This is a genomic window from Flavobacterium columnare NBRC 100251 = ATCC 23463, from assembly GCF_002530675.1.
GTDB lineage: Bacteria > Bacteroidota > Bacteroidia > Flavobacteriales > Flavobacteriaceae > Flavobacterium > Flavobacterium columnare.
Map to the genome: position 1 here is coordinate 1 of NZ_PCMX01000013.1, position 18,999 is coordinate 18,999.

Below are 18,999 nucleotides of genomic sequence, written 5' to 3' on the forward strand. Positions count from 1 at the left end.
CATATTTTTTATGTGAGCCGTTTTATGTATGCTATTTTAATAGATTAAAAGGAAAAGACTTCTATTTTTTTAAAATAATACTTTGCAATGCTATAAGAAAAGTAGTATCTTTTATTTTTTTGATGAGTTGATGGTGTAAAAGGGGTAACATAAAGTTGGACTAGGTTCCTTTTTATTAGTATGCCCGCCCTTAATACTACTTATTTTGAGGCATACTTTTGTATAGTAACACGAAATAAAAATGAAATGCGGAACCTAGTTCACAACTTTTTTATAAATTATAATTACCTAATAATTTATAAACACTAATCAATAAATTATAAAACCTGTTTTCTAAAGTAATATCAGAAAGTTTAGAACTTACTAAGGAGTTTTCTCTTGAATTAATTAAAAACAAAGAGCTTTCACCCATTGTAAATAAACGCTCTTCTGCTGATAGCATTTTTTCAAAATCAGACACTAGTTTTTTATTTATTTGAAGTTGTTTTTCTAGAGAAATTTGTTCTTGATTTAATGCTTCTATTTTATTTTTTAATTGTTGTTTTTCAAATTGCAGACTATATTGTATGTCTTGTAGTTTTAATTTGGCTAATTTTAAACTTCCTCTTTCTTTTCTTAAAAAAAGAGGCATTGTAAGATTTAATCCTAATTTAGAATCTTGAAGGCGATATTTGGTAAAATAATCAGGTTCAGAAAGATAGTTGTAGTTGACATCTAGCTTAGGTAAAAGGGCATTGGCTTTTAGGCGTTGTTCAATAAGTAACATATTTATTTTAGTATCTAATGCTTTAATCTTTGGATGATTTTCAATAGTAAATTCATTCCATTTAGTTTTTAATAAAGTATTTCGAACTGTTTTTTCTAGTGCAATTTCGGGATAAAGAGTATCATCTATTTCTAAAGGAATAGCATTTTCAGTCCATATATAATTAGAAACTTCTAATTTTGCTTTTGTTAGTTTTAATTTAGCTTCTTCTAGATTTAGTTGACGATTTTTTACTATTATAGAAGCTTCTGTGCTATCTATAGCGGGTTTATCGCCTTGTTCTATGAGTTTTTTAACACCTTCAAAGCGGATAAAAGCATTTTTTAAATAGGATTCGTATAATTGGACTTCATGATAAACTCGTTTCCAATTAAAATAACTTATTGATGCTTCATATACTACTTCTAGAGCTTGTAAATCACGTTCAGCAGTGTTGAGTGTAAGGGCTAATTTAGCTTTTCGAATGTCAGCCATTCGTTGATTTATAAATAATCCTTGTCCAATAGGTATGTTAATTCCAAGGGATGTTAATCCTTGATTAGGTGTGGTCATTTCGGGATTAATAAAAATACCTTCGCTATTATTAAAAGCAGCTTTTAACTCAATTCCGTACCAAGTAGGGATTTTAAAGCTACTATTAAAAAGGGTGTAATAATTTTTATCTTTAAAATTTTTTCTATTAAAATCAACTTCTATTTTAGGATCAAAAGCACCTCTTGCTTGCATTAATTGGGCTTGTGATTCAGATATATTTAGATTAGCTTGTTTTACTAGTGGATGGTATTTTTTTACATAACCTAAAAACTCATTATAGGTAAGTTCTTTAGTTTGTGCAATCATTGCTATTGGAATGAAAAAAAGTATTGAAAGTAGTTGTTTCATTATTTTTTCTTTTCTTCTTTAGATTTAGTATTGTTTTTATAAAAATTAGGAGGAAAGCCATTTAGGGTTCTCCAGATTTCAAACCAAATGGGTACATCATTGAGTAAAGCTAAGGTCTTTGCACCTGCACCAATACTTAATAAATTAGGCCATTTTTTATCTTTTGAATCGGGTGCTATCAGGACTCTGTATTTGCCATTATCACTAATAAAATTTTCTTTTGCTACGATAATTCCTCCGAAAGTTCCGTAAGAAATACCAGCCCATCCACTGAATACAATAGTAGGCCATCCGTCAAACCATACACGAACTTTTTCTCCTTTGTTAACTAAAGGAAAGTCAATAGGATCTATATAGGTTTCTACGGCAATTTCAAAATTAGCAGGCATTATACTTACAATAGGAGTTCCTTCCTTTATGGTTTCTCCTACGCCTGATTGTAAAGCTCTATTTACGTAGCCATCTTGTGGTGCTGTAATATAGTATAGTTTGTTACGAATTTTATAATTAGCGTATTGATTTTTTAATTTATTTACTTGTGCTTCTGTGTCATATTGTGAACTTAAAGCTGTTTGTTGATCACTACTTGCTTTAGCTGTTTTTTCAGCGTATTCAGCTTGAATACGATTGAGTTCCATTTGTGCATTCAGCACATCATTTTTAGCTGAAATGCATTTGTTTTCTTGAGTTATTAGTTTGGCTTCTACGTCCTGAAGTTTTACTCTTTTTTCTTCTACATCAGTTAAGGGTTTTAATCCTTCTTTGTTTAGGCTTACAGAACGATTGAATTGCGTATGAACAATTTTTAGTTGGGTTTTTATAGCTTCTAAATCAATACTGTCGCTTTTTACTTTTAGAAACGATTGTTTTAGTTTGTTTTGAGCCTGTTTGTATTTTAAGTTTTTTTCAGTTTCTATAGCGTCTTTTTGTCCTTCTAATGCTTTTACTTTTTGATTATAGGATGTTACAGCATTTTCTTTAGCTTTAACTTGACTGCCTGTGTTTTCAATCAAGTTGGGGTCAAAATAGTCTTCTTTAATTTCAGAAATGTAAACAATTGTATCTCCTTTTTTTACAAAATCGCCTTCTTGTACAAACCATTTTTCTATACGTCCTGCTATGGCTGTTTGAATTTCTTGTGGTCTTTGATTGGGTTTAAGAGTTGTTACATAACCATTTCCTTTTATATTTTGTGTCCAAGGAAGGAAAAGAAATAGGACTAAAAGAATTCCTGTGCTGATAAAAATTCGTTTTATAAGTTTGTATTGCCCATTTTCAGCAAATACTTTTGTTGATTTATATTTATGTAAATCAACTGATTTTTCTATTCTATTGTGAGTTATATTAAGCATGACTTATACTAAATGACCGTTATCTATCTTAAATGTTTTATTACATTTTTGTTCCCAATAAGGGTTTTTGCTGATCACAACTAGTGTCCAATCATTTTTATTACTGGTTAAATAATCAATTATTTCTTTAGCGGATGTATCATCTGATTTATCTACAGGATCTTCAAGAAATAGAATGTTAGGTTGTTGAATGATGCAACGTGCCAAAACAATTTTTTGAGTTACCGATGAATTAATTTGTTTGCCTTCGGGGAAAAGTTGAGTGTCTAATCCGTTAGGAAGATTTTTAATGACCTCTGTTAATTTTACTTTTTCTAAAATATCTATTACTTGTTTCATGGTAATAGAAGGGTTGTTGCAAGTAATGTTTTCTAGAATGGTTCCTTCAAAAGGGGCTTCATTAAGGGTAATAACGCCTATTTTGGTTCTAAACTCTTCTAATGAATATTTTTTATAATTGGTTTCGTTAAGATAAATTGTTCCTGAAGTAGGTTCAATTAAACGTGCTAATAAACGGATAAGGGTTGTTTTTCCAGCACCATTATCTCCTTTGATTACTACTTTGTCTTTTGGTTCTATTTTAATAGTTATATTAGATAATGTAGGGGTGTCGGATCCTTTATATGTAAAAGTTAAATCTTTTGTTTCTATGCTTAGAGCTGTTATTTCTTTTAATTTATACAATCCTTTATCAGTGGTTAGTGTTTCTACTTCTTTATCTACAACTGCTCCTAGTTTTTCTAAGGAAGTAAGAACATCATAAAACAATTCTAAACCTGAAAATAATTTTTCAACCGCAGCTACAATGCTTAAAATTACAATTTCAGCAGCTACAAACTGTCCTATATTCATTTGTTGGTTGAGTACTAAAATGCCTCCTATTATTAATAAACCAGCGGTTAGTAAGATTTTGAAACCAACTAATTGAATAAACTGTTTACGAAGGATTTTAAAATGGTTTTCTCTTTGTTCTAAATATTCATTTACTAACTTATCATTTTTTTCTAAAGAGAATAGAAATAGATTTTGATTTTTAAAACTAATATGATTACGGGCAATTTCTTGTAACCAATGAGCTACTTTGTATTTGTATTTAGATTCTTTTAAGCTGGTTGCTAATCCAGCTCTAAAGTTCATTCTGTAGATTAGGTACAATAGTGTTATTAATATAATTCCGAAAAAAATAAAAAAAGAATGATATAAAGATAGTAGTACAATTCCAAATAGAATTTGTAATAAAGCTGTTGAAATATCTAATAGTAATTTTGAAACACCTTTTTGAATATTTAAGGTGTCAAAAAAACGATTGGCTAATTCAGGGGGGTATTCGTCACGAAATTCACTTGTTTTTATTCTTGGAAATCGGTATGCAAACTCAAAAGAAGCTCGGACAAATATTTTTTGTTGCAAGTTTTCAGTAATTCGGAATTGCATAATTTTCATAATACCAACTAGGGCAACGCCTATAATTACTACAATAACTAATACGATCCAAGAGGTACTTACTTGTCCCGCTTGTATAAAGTTAATGATAGATTGTATTCCTAATGGTAATGATAGACTTATTATGCCTGAAAAAATAGCATACAAAAAGATCTGAGAAATGTCTTTTTTATCTAAAGAAATAAGTTTTTTAAATCGTTCAAAAGGGGTCATAATATAGATTTTTTAGCTAAGTCAATAAAGAAGTCAGACACATCATCTTTTTCATTAAAGTTAGTAATAGTTTTAAAATGTTGTTTTATAAATTGTTGATGTAATGATCCTTCTACTATGGTAGAAGCTAAACTCTTAGCGTATTTATACGATGGATTTATTTCATTAATAATATCAAAAATTCGGTTTATGACTCTTTTATATACCAAGAAAAAACCTTCTTTGTTTTCCTCGTCTACTTCTTTGGTTAAGAAGGTTTTTGTAAATTCAGAAACGATAATTTTATTTAAAAGAGCTTCATTAATATGGGGGGTATTTGTATCATCTTTTATATTTTGAGAAACGATTTGAATAGCTCTTTCTAACTTTTCTATTGAATTGGAGATATTGGTTGTACTAAAAACAATATGATACTCCATCCATGCCCAATACCAAGTAGATAAGTACAACATCATCTTATGCTTATTTTCGAAATAGCGATAAATAGAACTCTCATTCGATTGAATACGTTCACCTAGTTTTTTGAATGTAAATAATTCAAATCCTATTTCGTTAATAAGGACGATACTGTGCTCAATGATTTTTCTTCCTAATTCCGAAGTTTCAGGGTCTTTGACATACAATTTGTCATTGATCGCTATTTTTATATTTGAGAGAAGATGTTTCATCTTTATTCTTTTGAACAAAGATATAAAAAATAATAGTATTACTATTGATTTAAAAAGTTAAACTTTTATATAGTTCATTAATGATTATTGTGTACAAGCTATTTTTTGGGTATCAAAATGATAAAACGTAAAAAACTAAAAATATAAAAAAGCTTTTTGTAAATTTGGGTAAAAAGCCCAATGAACAAATACAATTACTTGATAATCTGTTTTTTTTTGTTTTCTATGTGTTTGCATGGACAGGAAAATGCTGAGTTTTATATAAAGAAAATTGTATTTTGTCAACACAATAGCCAACTTGTTAATTATCAGTTGACAAGTTATAATAATCTTATTATTACAGCTAATCCTAAAAACTCTCAAGGTCATATAGACACTCTTTATAAATTTAAGAAAGGAAATAAAATTATTAAAGAAATTGATTCGTCTGATTATATATTTAAAAAGATAATTTCAAAACAACATTTGTACCAAGCAGAGAAAATTTCAGTAATCACAAAAAACAATAAAAGGATCAAAGAAGAGATAGTTGCTACCCGTATGGCTGGTTTTAAGGAGCCTATAGCGGAATATTTTACATTGCAATTGCATCCTTTTGAATTATACGATCCTAAATTAGAAATAGTAGAAAAAGAATACATAAATCCCATTTCAGAAAAAGGGTTGACTAAATACATCTTTTCTGTGACTAATTATGCTTTTGAACAAAACCGTGAACTGGTTCGGATAACATTCGATCCTAAAAATGCCAAAGCTTTGAATCTAGTAAGAGGAGAATTGCTTGTAGATACTAAAAATTTTAATATCGCTAAAGCTACTTTTTATACATTAGGAAAAATAGAATGCCATTCAGTTCATTCCTATACATATAGTGAAACAGCAAATAATTGGCTTCCTTCACGAACACAATTAATTTTAAAAAAAGGAAATAGTAAATACCCTATAAAAATATTAGGAGAATACATTACTTTTGAAGACTCAGAAAAAAAATACAATCCCAGAGGAAAAAAATATGCTACTGATTTTATAGAAATAATCGTTACTACTCAATATTCACAATTAACATTAGGGGATTTTCCTATAAAAAAAAGATATTTTCCTATATCATTATCTAATAAAGCTACTAAACGAAAAGAGGCTATTTGGTTTGAGTCGTTTAAGGATTCTATAGATAAACGAAGTTTGCCTACCTATATTTCCCTAGACAGTTTAATAACTGCTAGGAAATATGAAAACAAACTAAAAATGGGACGTAAAATCATAAGGGGATATTATCCTATACCTTTTTTTGATATGGATTTGCGATACCTTTTTAAATATAATAATCACGAAGGGGTACGTTTAGGACTAGGAGGTATTACTAATGATTCTTTCTCTAAGTACTTTAGAGCAGAGGCTTATTTTGGATATGGTACTAAAGATTACGATTTCAAAAAAGGGGGATCCGCTACTTTTTTGTTGGATCGTGCTTCTGAAACATGGTTCGGGGTAGGGTATCAAGAGGATGTAACTGAAATAGCTAATGAGAATCTTGAAATAGATAAAAAAACATTTAAAATTTATGATTCAAGACCTTTTAATTTAACTACTTTTTATAACCATCGAACTCTTAAAATTTTTATAGAAAACAAAATAATACCTAAGACAGAATCTATTCTTCAAGTAACTAGGAGTGTTATTGCACCTCTATTTAACTATCATTATGAATTAGAGGGTGATTTATATAAAGAATTTTATTTAAATACATTTACATTCTCTATGCAATGGAATCCTTTTAGTAAATATATGCAAATCCCTAGTGGTAGGATAGAATACAAAAATGAATATCCAAAGTTTACTTTTCAGTTTTCAAAAACAATTCCTAATTCATCGAATGACTTGTTTCAGTATAAACGGTATGACTTTCGATTAGAATATTATAAGAAAGTATTTAATAACCATAAAATTGATTTTCAATTAGAGGTGGGTTCTATAGATGGTATAGTTCCTATTACACATTTGTATAATCATTCGCCAAATAATTTACAAAAAGAAAAGATGATTGAACGGGTTAACTTTGCAGGAAAAGATAGTTTTGAAACAATGTTTTTCAACGAATTTTTTTCCAATAAACAACTCTATACGCATATTCGATATCAGTTCCCGAAATGGGAAATAAATAGGCAAATAAAACCTGTTTTTAATACGGTGCTTAGGTATGGAATAGGAAGTCTTAGTTCGAAAGAAAATCATAAAGAAATTGTTTTCAAAACATTAGAAAAAGGTTACTGGGAATCGGGTATAGAAATAGCCCAAATCTATAATGGCTTGGGAATATCAAGTTTTTATAGATTTGGGTCTAATCAGCTACCTTCTTTTAAAGATAATCTAGCTATAAAGTTAAGTCTACAGATTAATTTAGGGTTTGATAATTAATACAGAGGGTAAATTGCTTAACCATAAATTATTAGAAGCGACTAGTTTTTTCCAGCTTTCAAGACTTATTAGCATTAAATCTTGTTTAACTAAAAATGCTTTTTGAACTTGATTTTCTTTAACTACAGAAATATTATCTGGAAATTCTTTATTTAATGATTCAATAGCATTTTTTATTAAATAATTATTTTCTAGTTGATGTTTTACAACTACTAAATTTACTTTAGAATTATTATTGTAGACAAATTTTTGAATATAGTCTACCAGAAAAGCATCTTCCGAACAAAATAAGGGGACAAAAATTTTATCTAAAGATTGCAATTCGTTGTCAGCCAATATTCCCAGAGGCGTTTTATTTTTAGATATTATTTGCTGGGTTCTCTCGTCAAATATAGAATTGGTAAACAAACCTTCTTTTCCTGTTAATTTGTCTAATAAGCGATCAGGATTGATTAATCGAGTTGTAAAGCCAATTACTTTTCCTAAAAGCGAACCTTCGAAAATTGATTTTCCTAAACCAACTAATAATAAATCATAATCTCCTTTTCCAGCTACTTCAGCAATATCAGTTTCTATATCTACAGTTGCTTTGAAAATAGTAGATATTTCTTGATTTAAGCTTTTAGATTCTTCTAAAATAGGAATAAAGGATTCTTTTTCATATTCTTCCGTATTGTAACCGTGCATTTCGTCACTTACAGAGAGGTGCATAGCGGTAATAACAGAGCTTTCTTTTTCTTTTTTGATTAAAGCATTGGCTACTTTTAGTAAGGATTTGCCTTTTTCGTGATTTCCAAAAGAAATTAATATTTTAAATCTATGGAAACCCTCTGTGATTTCAGGAACAATTTGATCTTTAGTTTTAAAAATAAAATTAATTAAATCTAAAGCAGGACCTGTCATAAAGGTTGTAACTAGAGCCATTATAACCATCATGGTAAAGATTTCAGAGGTAAGTACTCCTAGATCATACCCGATATTTAGTACGACCAATTCCATTAGACCACGGGTATTCATCAGAGCTCCAATTATAAAACTATCTTTCCAGGTTTGCCCAACGAACTTAGAGGTTAATGCTCCTCCAATAAATTTGCCTGTTACAGCAACTAAGATAATAAATCCTGTTATTTTCCATAAATACGGCTCATTAATTAATCCAATTTGTGTTCTTAATCCTGTAAAAACAAAAAATAATGGAAGCAATAAGATTAATGAAACATCCTCAACCTTATCAATGAATATGTGTCTAAACTTGGCAATATCAGGCATAATAGCTCCTGTCATAAAAGCACCAAATAAGGCGTGGATTCCTATGATTTCAGTACAGTATGATGAAATAATTAAGGTTAAAAAGAAAATAGCTACTACAGGTTTACTCAAACTTTCACTTTTTGAATATAAATCACCTACTCTTTTTAAGAAGGGTTTTACCAAGAACAGCATTACTAAAACATAAATGGCGGCCAGTGCAATTATATATAATGAACTAGCAAAAGTACCTGCTTTTACAATGGCAATAACTGCTGCTAGTAAACACCAAGCGGTTATATCATCAGCTGCCGCACAAGTAATAACGATTGTTCCTAACTTTGTTTTATGCAATCCTCTTTCTTGTACAATACGTGCTAAAACAGGAAAGGCGGTAATACTCATGGCAATACCTAGAAATAAAGCAAAAGATAAGAATTCTACCCCTTGAGGAGCAAATTTATGATATACAAAATAGGCTAATACCATACCTAAAGCAAAAGGAATGATGATACTGGCGTGGCTTATTACCACGGCATCATTGGCTTTGTTTTTTAATACTTTTAAGTCTAACTCCATTCCTATTACAAACATAAAGAGGATTAAACCAATCTGGCTTAAGAACTGCAGATTGCCTAATGACTCTATTGGAAAGATAAGAGTAGTAAACTCAGGAAAATACATCCCCACAACGGAGGGCCCTAAAAATATACCCGCAATAATCTCTCCTATTACGGATGGCTGTCCAATTTTTCTAAAAATCCAACCAAAAAATCGAGCGACTATGACTATCGTAATAATTTGTGCTAATAAAATAGCTAAAGGATGTTTTACATTATGAATAAGTGATTCTAAAAATTGTCCCCATAATGTATTATGTGAATTAGGAGCTGTAACTTTTCTTCCTATTTCTAGGTTTTTGCCTTGTTGTACAATCCAGTACATCAAAGCTGTAAAAACTCCAGTAACAGTAAAATAGAAAATAGCGTTTTTAAGTTTTTTCATTTTTTCATAAATACATAATGTTTACAAATATGCTAAAATATGTATTCAAATAAAATAATAATCCTAAGATTTAATCAAAAAATAATTCTACAAAGTTTTAATAATAAAAGTTAGACCAATTGACCTAAAAAATAGAATTGGTTTTTCTAAATTTGTAATCGCTGTTATAGAATATGAAAAAATTATTAAGCCTTGGTTTTTGGGAATTAATTGCCCGACTCATTTTACGAAATAAAATCACAGTACTATCAATTGTTATTGTATTAACAATAGGATTAGCTTCTCAATGGAAATACATCCGTTTTACTCAAACAGAAGCGAACCTAATACCAGAAGATGACAAAATCAATGTTGATTATACACATTTTCTAAACACTTTTGGAGAAGAGGGAAACTTAATAGTTATTGCTACCAAAGATGCTAAATTATTTACGCCTAAAGTTTTTAAAACTTGGGGAGGTATGATCCGTAAGATTCAAAAGCATCAAGAAGTAGATTTAGTTATTTCACCAGATAATTTAAAAACACTTGTAAAAGAGGATGCACAACACACCTTTACGTTAAAAAATCTTGTGGATTCTACCCAAATCAGTAAGCCCAATTACTTAACAAACCTTAAAAAAGCGTTATTAGATAGTTTGCCCTTTTATGAGGGACTCCTATATAATAAACAGTCAGGTGCTATTCGTGCCGCCATTTATCTAGATAAAAAAATAATTAATACTAAAAAAAGGAAAGATTACGTATTAAACAAACTTATTCCTGAATTAGAAAAATTTGAAAAAAATACAGGTGTTAGACTTCATAAGTCAGGTATGCCTTATATTCGCACACTGAATGCTAAAACTATTATTGATGAAATAGGCCTTTTTATAGGCGCAGCCTTGTTAGTTACAGGACTTATTTTCTTTTTCTTTTTCCGTTCTTTTCGAGCTACAGCTATTTCGCTTGTAATAGTCATAATAGGTGTTATGTGGTCCTTTGGTTTACTAGGGTTGCTGAATTATGAAATAACGGTATTAACTGCTTTGGTTCCTACATTAGTTATTGTTATAGGAATACCCAATTGTATTTTTTTAATAAACAAGTATCATCAAGAATATTACAAACACAAAAACAAAGCTAAATCCTTACAAAGGGTCATAACTAAAACAGGTACTGCTACCTTAATGACCAATTTAACAACAGCTTTAGGTTTTGCTACTTTTATTGCTACAAATAATACATTATTAGTTGAATTTGGAGTTATTACCTCAGTTAATATCTTGGCTATTTATATACTGTGTGTACTTATTATACCTGTGTTTTTTAGTTATATACCAGCTCCTATTTCAAGGCATTTAGGGCACTTAAAAAGAGAATATTTAACTTCTTTTTTTAAATGGATTGTTGATACAGTAAAACACAACAAGGTAGGTGTATATGCCGTTTCTATTTGTTTACTAATCATTGGAATGATTGGTATTCACAAAATCAAAATATCAGGGTCAATAATAGAGGATATGCCTAAAAAAACAGCTTTTTTTGATGATATTCGTTTTTTTGAAAAAGAGTTTGATGGTGTGATGCCTTTAGAAATTATGATTGACACTAAACGTAAAAAAGGGGTAATGAAACTTTCAATGCTTAAACGTATGGAAGAGTTACAGGAAACAATTCATGACATTCCTGAACTTTCAAAACCTCTCTCTGTTGTTAATTTAGTAAAATACGCTAAACAAGCATATTACAACGGCAATCCTGATTTTTATGAGTTGCCGACTGCTCAAGAGCAAGCCTTTATCCTTTCGTATGCTAAAAATACAACTAAAAATTCGAAAGAAAATTTAATGAAAAGTTATGTCGATAATACAGGACGCTATGCACGAATAACTACTTTTATTAAAGATGAAAACGGTGAAAAAATGGAGGCAATTGAAGCCCAATTGCGTACCAAAATTGATAAACTATTTCCATCGCCACGCTATGACGTTATTATAACGGGTAAACCGTCTGTATTCCAAAAAGGGACACAGTATTTATTAGATAATTTACTTTCCTCTTTATTAATGGCTTTTGGTTTAACAGCCGCTTTAGTAGCTATTATGTTTCGTTCATTCAAAATGGTACTAGTATCTATCATTCCTAATTTATTACCATTATTGATGACCGCTGGATTAATGGGCTTTTTAGGAATACCTTTAAAACCCTCCACAATTTTAGTTTTTGGGATTGCTTTTGGGATGTCAGTAGATGATACATTACGTTTTTTAGCACAGTATCGTTTAGAACTTTCTCGTAACGATTGGAAGATTAAAAAATCAGTATTTGCTACATTTGATGATGCAGGAATTAGCATGTTTTACACTTCAATAGTACTTTTCTTTGGTTTTTCTGTGTTTATGTTATCAAGCTTCGGAGGAACTGTAGCTCTTGGAGGGTTAGTAGCCTTGACTTTAAGTTTTGGAATGTTGTCTAATCTAGTTTTGTTGCCGTCATTAGTCCTTTCATTGAATAAAAAATTAGCCAACAAACAAGAATTGCCAGAGCCTATCTTTGATATTTTAGAACCTACTGACGAGGAAGTAGAAGCCTTTGAAAAGAAAAAAAGTTAGCCTATTTGATTTTTTTATAATATAGTTAAGTCTAACTATTATTATAAAAAATCCTAGTATTAGCCTCTAATTAGTTTTAAAATTTAGTGATTGAAAATGAAATACAACCAACTTATAGATCAAAACACTCTAATTGTTAATAAACTAAATACAAAATTTACAGTAATAAGTTTAATGCGATTTCTTTTTATTGGCTCTTTTCTATTTTTTAGTTACAACTACTTTAAAAATAAAGATTCTTTTTTTCTTGTGCTTGGTCTTTTTTCTATTCTCCTTTTTTTTGTTTTGGTTAATCAACATCAAAAGATAAAATGGAATAAAAAATTATACCAAAAACTGATTTTAATTAACAACCACGAAATTCAGTACTTAGAAGGAAAAGACATTCCTTTTGAGGAGGGAACAGAATACATAGATTCGAACCATTTTTGCTCTTTTGACTTGGATTTATTTGGAAGAAAATCATTATTTCAAAATCTGAATAGAACCGCTACCTTCGTAGGAAAAGAAAAATTAGCGAACTTACTTCAAGGAAAATTGAGTAATAAAGAGATAAAAGACAATCAAGAGGCAATAAAAGAATTATCTCAAAAAATTGAATGGAGGCAACAGTTACTGGCTTTAGCAAGTTTTGGTGAAGACAATCAAGAAAAATATGAAAAGCTAATTCATTGGGCAGATACGAAAGAAAAACCATTTAGACCATCTATTATTTTTGTTTCTTATTTGTTACCAATAACTGTTCTATTAGTGGCTTTAGCAACTTTTCTTTCCCAAAACATATTTTTTTATAATTTAGTATCTACTTTTTTTATAATCAATTTGTTAATAACAGTAAGTCAGTTAAAAAAAATAAAAAAAGAAATAGCTAATTCGAATGAAATTTTACAATCTATAAAATCATATACTTCCATCCTTAAAGTAATTGAATTTGAAAAATTTGAAAAATTAAAACTCATTGCACTTCAATCCAAATTGCAAAAAGAAAACCAATCAGCCTCTCAAAACAGCCAAAAACTATTTACCATAGTTACTAATATTAATACTGTACAAAACGTTTTAGGAGCTGTTTTTGTAAACGGCTTTTTTCTTTATCATATTCATACACTGAGAAAATTATATTTATGGAAAGATCAATTTTCAAAGGAAATAAAAATTTGGTTGCAAATCATAGGCGAGTTTGAAGCACTTAATAGCTTGGCTAACTTTTCATATAATAATCCAAACTTTGTATTCCCAGAAATTAATACGCATGGAGAAATTAATTTTGAAAAGATTGGACATCCATTGCTACAATCAAATAAGAGAGTGTGTAACACGTTTGTATTAAAAGCTAATGAGTTTGTTATTCTTACCGGTTCAAATATGGCTGGTAAAAGTACCTTTTTAAGAACCTTAGGGATCAACATGGTTTTGGTAGGTATTGGAGCACCTATTTGTTCTACTAAGGCAAATGTACACCCTTACGATGTTATAGTCTCTATGAGACAATCAGATTCATTGTCAGATGGGGAATCGTACTTTTTTGCTGAGGTGAAAAGATTAAAGCAAATTGTTCAAAAATTAGAAAACGAAGTTTGTTTTGTTTTACTTGATGAAATCTTAAAAGGAACCAATTCTGATGATAAACAAAATGGAACTATTGAGGTAATTAAAAAAATAATTTCAAAAAAAGCAATTGGTTGTATTGCTACACATGATTTAGAAGTGTGTAAAATGAGTGAATCTTATGAAAATCAACTTTTTAACAAATGTTTTGAAGTAGAAATAATTGATAATGAATTATCGTTTGATTATAAACTACGAGAAGGGATTTGTAAAAATAAGAGCGCTACTTTCCTAATGAAAAAAATGGGAATAATATAATACCTCTTTAAAACTACTTTGATTTCATTTGCTTGCTTTAGGTTTTGGAAAAGAAAGACTCTCCTGACAAGCCATTTAACCCAGAGTATGTGCTCAGTCTTTGTCATGAAGATAAAAAGGGCAAAGAAGATAAAAGATACAGAAATTGTTATCCCAATTGTAGTTTGTTGCATTGAAGGACAAAAAATGAGTGCTTTTTTAGATTCAAAATCATTTTTATTTGTAATAAATTTCTAATGCGTAATCTAGATTTAATATAATTTGAAAAATAATAGTCTTCATTTTTATAATACCAAACAATATCTTCCTCTTGAATAATTGAAAAAATAACCTATATATCTCGATCTTTTTAAAATCAAAATATTCCTTCAATACCTGTTTTTAAATGACAATAAAATTCAGAATTTGAAGTATCTTTCATAAAAACTATTTTTACTATTTTATGTATTCCTTTTTACACTATTTAATTTTACAAAATCATTAATTGATTTTATAGAAATTTCTACAGGTATTTAAATTTTTAAATTCTGGAAAAAAGGAATTGTATCCTCTTTCTTATCAGTACAAATTTCTGGTAAAGTAGGTCTGAACTGATAGTAATATAAATTAGAAGGAGCATCAATTATAAAGTTTGGATTTCCATATTCCTATTTGTATTTTGGAGGAGGAGGTAAAGTATTTCCTTCTTGGGTCTTTTGGATGAGTGTTTAAGTAGTTTGTGTATTCCTTCCGTTTTTGAGAAATAATAAAAGGAGTGTTTTCTTCTTTTTCTTGTAAGAGTATAAATCCAATAGGAGTACTAAAGCCCAAACAATTCTCATTGTCTTTATTTTTTACTAAAGATAATAACTTTCACTTTTTGAGCAAATCCACTATATTTGCAGATTATAAGATTAAAAAGTTTTTTAGATTCAGTCATTCTGAATTCTAATTTTTAAAACCTATAGATATAAAATGAAACATACAAAAATTAAGGACTTACTAAACAGCACTAAAACGCTACATGAAGTAACCGCTAAAGGATGGGTAAGAACTTTTAGAAATAATCAATTTATCGCTTTGAACGACGGTTCAACGATTCATAATATCCAATGTGTAGTAGATTTTGAAAACACAGCTGAAAGTACTTTAAAAAGAATTACAACAGGAGCCGCTATAGCAGTAACTGGTGAATTAGTAGAAAGTCGTGGTTCGGGTCAAAAATACGAAATACAAGTTACTAAATTGGAAATTTTAGGAGACAGTGATCCTGAAAAATTTCCAATGCAACCTAAGAAACACTCCTTAGAGTTTTTACGTGAAAATGCACATTTACGTATTCGTACGAATACCTTTGGGGCTGTTATGCGTGTGCGTTCAGCCTTGTCTTTTGCTGTGCATCAATATTTTCAACAAAAAGGATTTTACTATGTAAACACCCCTATTATTACAGGTTCTGATGCTGAAGGTGCAGGCGAAATGTTTCGTGTAACCGCTCTACCTTTTGAAAATACTCCTAAAAATGAAGAAGGGAACATCAATTTTAAGGAAGATTTCTTTGGAAGAGAAACCAATCTAACCGTATCAGGCCAGTTAGAAGGAGAGACATACGCAATGGCATTAGGTCAAATCTATACTTTTGGACCTACATTCCGTGCAGAAAACTCAAATACGTCACGCCACTTAGCTGAATTCTGGATGATTGAACCAGAGGTAGCATTTAATGATCTAGCGGACAATATGGATTTAGCAGAGGATTTTATTAAATATGTAATCAAATATGCTGTTGATAATTGTACAGAGGACTTGAAATTCTTAGAAACCCGTTTGTTAGATGAAGAAAAACAAAAACCGCAGGCAGAGCGTAGCGAAATGGCCCTTTTAGAAAAGTTAAGTTTTGTCTTAGACAACAATTTCAAACGTGTGTCTTATACAGAAGCTATTGATATTTTAAAAGATTCAACACCTAATAAAAAGAAAAAATTCCAATATTTAATTGAAGAATGGGGAGCCGACTTACAGAGCGAGCACGAACGTTTCTTAGTAGAAAAACATTTTAAATGTCCTGTAATTCTTTTTGATTATCCTGCAAAAATCAAAGCCTTTTATATGCGTTTGAATGAAAATACAGAGCCAGGAAAAGAAACAGTACGTGCTATGGATATTTTATTCCCAGGTATAGGAGAAATTGTGGGAGGTTCACAAAGAGAAGAACGTTTAGAGGTTTTAATTGAAAAAATGAAAGCATTAGGAATTCATGAAGAAGAGTTGTGGTGGTATTTAGATACCCGTCGTTTTGGCTCTGCTGTTCACTCAGGATTTGGTTTAGGTTTTGAGCGTTTAGTGTTATTCGTAACTGGTATGACGAATATTCGTGACGTAATTCCTTTCCCAAGAACTCCACAAAATGCTGAATTCTAATAAAAAATAGATTCGTTGATTTGGTTATTTATTAATGCTTCTTAAATAATCAAATCAACCAATAATCGAATAATTAAAAATGTTAAAACAAAATTTAAACTTAAGATTATCTCAAAAACTTTCTCCTCAACAAATCCAGTTGATGAAATTAATTCAATTGCCTACTCAGGCTTTTGAACAACGTTTGATGGAGGAAATGAACGAAAATCCTGCTTTAGAAGGGGGAATCGTAGAGGATGAAGAAAAGTTTGAAAAAGATGAATTTGACACCGATGAATATGATGACTTTGATGATTCAGAAAGCATTGATGCCAATGATATAAATATAGATGAATATCTGAGCAACGACGAAACACCTGATTATAAAACACAGAACAATAATTATAGCGATGATGATGAGGATTATGAAGCTCCTTTTGTTGCCTCTGTTAGTTTTCATCAGGATCTGATCAATCAGCTCAATACATTTGTTTTAACAGAAGAGCAAAATGGTATAGCCGAGTTTTTAATTGGAAGTATAGATGACGACGGCTATTTACGAAGAAGTATTGCGGATATTGTAGATGATATGGCGTTTACGCAAGCTATTTATACTGATGAAGCTCGTGTAAACAAAATTCTTTGTTCTATCATTCATGAGTTAGAGCCGTCTGGAGTAGGGGCTCGTGATTTGAAAGAATGCTTACTCCTACAGTTAAAACACAAAACACCAACAGAATCAGTTGAGTTGGCAATAAAGATAATAGAAGAACAGTTTGATGCCTTTACTAAAAAGCATTACGAAAAATTGCTCCAAAAATATGGTATTTCTAAAGAACAATTAAAAAAAGCAATTGACGAGATTGAAAAACTAAATCCTAAACCAGGAGGGGCTTTTGCTGGCAATACTAGAATTACGGAGCACATAGTTCCTGATTTTATGATTCGTATTAATGACGATGAATTAGAATTGACTTTAAATGGAAGAAATGCTCCAGAACTTCATGTTTCTAAAGACTATCAAGAAATGATGAAGACATACAAGGATTCTAAAGATAAATCCAATGCACAACGCGATGCGGTTCAGTTTATTAAACAAAAATTAGATTCTGCCAAATGGTTTATTGATGCTATCAAACAACGTCAAGAAACTTTGTATGTTACCATGAATGCTATTATGCTTTTTCAAAAAGAATATTTTTTAGAGGGAGATGAAACGAAGTTAAAACCAATGATTCTAAAAGATATTGCAGATATGATTGGTTTAGATATATCTACAGTTTCTCGTGTTGCCAATAGTAAATTTGTTGACACGCCTTATGGTACCAAATTGCTTAAAGATTTTTTTAGTGAGGCAATGATGAATGATCAAGGAGAAGAAGTTTCAACGATAGAAATTAAGAAAATCCTTCAGCAAGTTATTAAGGAAGAAGATAAAAATAAGCCTCTTCCGGATGATCAACTAGCGGTTATATTAAAGGAGCGTGGTTATCCTATTGCAAGGAGGACAGTGGCTAAGTATCGTGAACAATTAGATATACCTGTTGCTAGAATGCGTAAAAAAATTTAATTTTATAAAAAAAAGAAACTGTCTGAAAAGTAATAACTTACTATTTAGCTTGTTGCTTTGGTGAGGGGAGGTGTTGTTATTTGTATTATGCAATTCTCCCTTTGAAGTAAATAATAAGAGTGTACTTTGGGACAGTTTTTTTATATAATTTATTTCTTAGTTTCAACGATAATTGAATTTAATCTATTTTATGATCCATAAATGTGTAATAGGTGTTTTTATAGCCTGAAACTTTGGTGCCTGTAAATCGTATACTCTCTCCTACAAATTCAAACTCATACTCATCTGCCTCTTTATATTCATTAATGATTTCATAAAATCTACCATTTTCAATCCACCATATTCCTTTATAAGTTGCTTCATTTACATTATCTTTTTCGTCTATAGAAACAAAAGAAAACACACAGCTACCATTAGAAAAACGACAAGTTTTCCAGTGTTTACTAATCCCTTTTTCTAATTGTTCAACTTCCGAACCTTCCCAACACCCCACAAATCTAGGGTCTATTGTTTTGGACTCAGATTGAGCAGAACTAATATTTATGTTCAGCAACGGCATGAATAAAAACAATATCTTTTTCATCACATACATTTTTTA

At 30.1% G+C, this 18,999-nt stretch carries 11 protein-coding genes; 5 read left to right on the top strand and 6 right to left on the bottom strand.

Going from position 1 to position 18,999, the window contains the following annotated elements:
* Window positions 1-271: 271 nt before the first annotated feature.
* From B0A78_RS02020 to B0A78_RS02035, 4 genes are read right to left on the bottom strand one after another with little or no spacing between them, the layout of a single operon-like run.
* Complete coding sequence (locus B0A78_RS02020) at window positions 272-1,648, bottom strand: TolC family protein (RefSeq protein WP_014164177.1); 1,377 nt, start codon at window positions 1,646-1,648, stop codon at window positions 272-274.
* Complete coding sequence (locus B0A78_RS02025; protein ID WP_014164178.1) at window positions 1,648-3,000, bottom strand: HlyD family secretion protein; 1,353 nt, start codon at window positions 2,998-3,000, stop codon at window positions 1,648-1,650. Before B0A78_RS02025 ends, B0A78_RS02020 begins: the two co-directional genes overlap by 1 nt.
* A 3-nt stretch (window positions 3,001-3,003) precedes the next feature.
* Window positions 3,004-4,656: a peptidase domain-containing ABC transporter gene (locus B0A78_RS02030; RefSeq protein WP_065213770.1), complete on the bottom strand. Its 1,653-nt coding sequence runs from the start codon at window positions 4,654-4,656 to the stop codon at window positions 3,004-3,006.
* On the bottom strand, window positions 4,653-5,324 hold the full coding sequence (locus tag B0A78_RS02035; RefSeq protein WP_014164180.1) for a TetR/AcrR family transcriptional regulator: 672 nt from the start codon (window positions 5,322-5,324) through the stop codon (window positions 4,653-4,655). Before B0A78_RS02035 ends, B0A78_RS02030 begins: the two co-directional genes overlap by 4 nt.
* Window positions 5,325-5,504: 180 nt before the next feature.
* Here B0A78_RS02035 and B0A78_RS02040 point away from each other — a divergent pair, with 180 nt between their 5' ends.
* A complete protein-coding gene (locus tag B0A78_RS02040) occupies window positions 5,505-7,739 on the top strand; it encodes a DUF5686 family protein (RefSeq protein WP_249030936.1) in 2,235 nt (744 codons plus the stop codon).
* On the opposite strand, the gene B0A78_RS02045 is transcribed toward B0A78_RS02040, so the two are convergent.
* Window positions 7,722-9,992 carry a cation:proton antiporter gene (locus B0A78_RS02045; protein WP_014164182.1) on the bottom strand — a complete coding sequence of 757 codons (2,271 nt, stop codon included), beginning with the start codon at window positions 9,990-9,992 and terminating at the stop codon, window positions 7,722-7,724. The genes B0A78_RS02040 and B0A78_RS02045 overlap by 18 nt on opposite strands.
* Window positions 9,993-10,165: 173 nt before the next feature.
* Between B0A78_RS02045 and B0A78_RS02050 the strand changes: the two genes are divergently transcribed.
* From B0A78_RS02050 to rpoN, 4 genes are all read left to right on the top strand, one after another.
* The gene (locus B0A78_RS02050) at window positions 10,166-12,586 is read left to right on the top strand and encodes an efflux RND transporter permease subunit (RefSeq protein ID WP_097609326.1); all 2,421 of its coding nucleotides are present in this window, start codon (window positions 10,166-10,168) and stop codon (window positions 12,584-12,586) included.
* A 96-nt stretch (window positions 12,587-12,682) separates the two neighbouring features.
* Entirely contained in the window at window positions 12,683-14,452 is a 1,770-nt protein-coding gene (locus tag B0A78_RS02055; RefSeq protein WP_097609327.1) for a MutS-related protein, read from the top strand.
* Between the two features lie 954 nt (window positions 14,453-15,406).
* Window positions 15,407-16,852: an asparagine--tRNA ligase gene (gene asnS / locus B0A78_RS02060; protein WP_014164721.1), complete on the top strand. Its 1,446-nt coding sequence runs from the start codon at window positions 15,407-15,409 to the stop codon at window positions 16,850-16,852.
* A 79-nt stretch (window positions 16,853-16,931) separates the two neighbouring features.
* The gene (rpoN, locus tag B0A78_RS02065) at window positions 16,932-18,401 is read left to right on the top strand and encodes an RNA polymerase factor sigma-54 (RefSeq protein WP_014164722.1); all 1,470 of its coding nucleotides are present in this window, start codon (window positions 16,932-16,934) and stop codon (window positions 18,399-18,401) included.
* A gap of 178 nt (window positions 18,402-18,579) precedes the next feature.
* On the opposite strand, the gene B0A78_RS02070 is transcribed toward rpoN, so the two are convergent.
* Window positions 18,580-18,984 (bottom strand): hypothetical protein, encoded by a 405-nt coding sequence (locus tag B0A78_RS02070; protein WP_123906706.1) that lies wholly within the window; start codon window positions 18,982-18,984, stop codon window positions 18,580-18,582.
* Window positions 18,985-18,999 lie beyond the last annotated feature (15 nt).

Coding starts and splice junctions, on each gene's coding strand:
- B0A78_RS02020 (WP_014164177.1), bottom strand. CDS start 1,648: ATGAAACAACTACTTTCAATACTTTTTTTCATTCCAATAGCAATGATT.
- B0A78_RS02025 (WP_014164178.1), bottom strand. CDS start 3,000: ATGCTTAATATAACTCACAATAGAATAGAAAAATCAGTTGATTTACAT.
- B0A78_RS02030 (WP_065213770.1), bottom strand. CDS start 4,656: ATGACCCCTTTTGAACGATTTAAAAAACTTATTTCTTTAGATAAAAAA.
- B0A78_RS02035 (WP_014164180.1), bottom strand. CDS start 5,324: ATGAAACATCTTCTCTCAAATATAAAAATAGCGATCAATGACAAATTG.
- B0A78_RS02040 (WP_249030936.1), top strand. CDS start 5,505: ATGAACAAATACAATTACTTGATAATCTGTTTTTTTTTGTTTTCTATG.
- B0A78_RS02045 (WP_014164182.1), bottom strand. CDS start 9,992: ATGAAAAAACTTAAAAACGCTATTTTCTATTTTACTGTTACTGGAGTT.
- B0A78_RS02050 (WP_097609326.1), top strand. CDS start 10,166: ATGAAAAAATTATTAAGCCTTGGTTTTTGGGAATTAATTGCCCGACTC.
- B0A78_RS02055 (WP_097609327.1), top strand. CDS start 12,683: ATGAAATACAACCAACTTATAGATCAAAACACTCTAATTGTTAATAAA.
- asnS (WP_014164721.1), top strand. CDS start 15,407: ATGAAACATACAAAAATTAAGGACTTACTAAACAGCACTAAAACGCTA.
- rpoN (WP_014164722.1), top strand. CDS start 16,932: ATGTTAAAACAAAATTTAAACTTAAGATTATCTCAAAAACTTTCTCCT.
- B0A78_RS02070 (WP_123906706.1), bottom strand. CDS start 18,984: ATGAAAAAGATATTGTTTTTATTCATGCCGTTGCTGAACATAAATATT.